This is a genomic window from Streptomyces sp. UW30 (assembly GCF_008042075.1).
Lineage (GTDB): Bacteria > Actinomycetota > Actinomycetes > Streptomycetales > Streptomycetaceae > Streptomyces.
In genome coordinates this window covers 1-1575 of the sequence record NZ_RDBN01000124.1, presented here as the reverse complement: position 1 = coordinate 1575, position 1575 = coordinate 1, and the positions used below count along the sequence as shown (strand labels likewise).

Annotated in this window: 1 protein-coding gene and 1 pseudogene; one reads left to right on the top strand and one right to left on the bottom strand. The window is 64.0% G+C overall.

Going from position 1 to position 1575, the window contains the following annotated elements; all coding sequences use genetic code 11:
* The coding region (locus tag EAO75_RS44715) for an endonuclease/exonuclease/phosphatase family protein (protein ID WP_148000859.1) at nucleotides 1-1090 on the bottom strand (1090 nt) is incomplete at its 3' end.
* Nucleotides 1091-1374: 284 nt separating this feature from the next.
* On the opposite strand from EAO75_RS44715, the pseudogene EAO75_RS48085 reads away from it, so the two are divergent.
* A pseudogene (locus tag EAO75_RS48085) lies at nucleotides 1375-1575 on the top strand (MFS transporter); the annotation flags it as partial.

Sequence of the window (1575 nt, the reverse complement as noted above, 5' to 3'; positions counted from 1 at the left end):
ATGTTGCCGTCCTGTCCAAATTCCCGGTCGGGGCGGTGACCTCCTGGCAGCACGCGGTCCATCCGGACAAGCCCGGTAAACGCGTCTTCAGCCGGGACCTGTTGGAAGTGCACATACTGGATCCCCGTGACCCCGACAAGCATCTGCTGACCGTCTTCAACAACCATCTCAAGAGCCAGATCTGATCGAACAACTCGTACTTGGCGGGCTGTCCGTTTTCCTTGAATCGATGGGTCCACGACCCCGAGGCAGGCGGCGGAGGATTGTCGGGCTTGGGTTCCCGGGTCTCCTCCGGATGTGCGAGCGCCTCCGTCAGGCTCAACTGCCCTGTCGGCTCGGCCAGTTTGGCGAGTGTCGGTGCGTCAGGGCTGTCGTTCATGTCACCCAGCACGATGTAGCGCCCATCGGGGCGGGTCCGTTCGCCGATGATCCGGACGATGGTGTCGGCCTGGCGGGTGCGTAGCTCGTCGGCCAGGCGCTTGCCCTCCTCGGGGTCGGTGGCTCGGTCGACGAACTGGCTCTTGAGATGGTTGTTGAAGACGGTCAGCAGATGCTTGTCGGGGTCACGGGGATCCAGTATGTGCACTTCCAACAGGTCCCGGCTGAAGACGCGTTTACCGGGCTTGTCCGGATGGACCGCGTGCTGCCAGGAGGTCACCGCCCCGACCGGGAATTTGGACAGGACGGCAACATCGATCAGGCGGGGATCATTGCCCTCGATCAGCGAGAGGTGCGGGTAGGCGCCGCCAAGGTGCTGAGCAACGAAAAAGCGCAGGGTGTCGATGTCCTCGACTTCCTGCACGGCCAGTATGTCCAGGTCCATTTCGCTGATCCGCCGGGCGAGCACCTTCTGTTCCTCGGCGTCTATTCCCTTGACCAGCTTGCCTTTGTACGTACGGATCCGCACGCTCTTGGGGTCGTCGAAGACATAGCTGGAGGTCAGCCGTTCATCGTCATCAACCGGATGGACAGCCGATATCTCTGCCTGGAAGTTGAACCGTGAAAAGAGATTGTTGAGGTTGAATGTGCCCACGGCGACATCCATGGCGACCTCCGAGATCGACCATTTGTCCCCTGTTGCCTCGAACATGTCGAGCGTAACCCGATAGGACAGCCGACGAAAACGGAGCCGATGGCTTGGCCGTTGAATGCGAAACCGGGCGTGGGAGTCCAACGTGGAGTCGGCCGCCGGAGTTGGCCCCGCCATGTAGAGCGGGGCTTACCTTCCGCAGACAAATGCCAGTCCTGAGTACCTGGGGGTGTGCTGCCGAAGGTTACGTTCACTGAGGGGTTGCGCGGTCATCCAGGAGACGCCGAACACCTCCAGCGTCACGCCGGTCAGGAACATCACCGCGCACAGCAYGGCGATGCAGGGCGCGGCGGTGGGCGGCGCTGGGCGGTGCGGCGCTGGGCGGTGCGATGGTGGCCGCGATCGGGCCCGGCTGGGTGCTGGCGGCGGACGCGGCGGCCTTCGCGGTCGCCGGGGCGATGCGGGCGTTCCTCGACGTGAGTCACATTCCGCAGCGCGTGCGGGGCGGCGGCATGCCGGCCGATCTGCGCGAGGGCCGGCGGGAG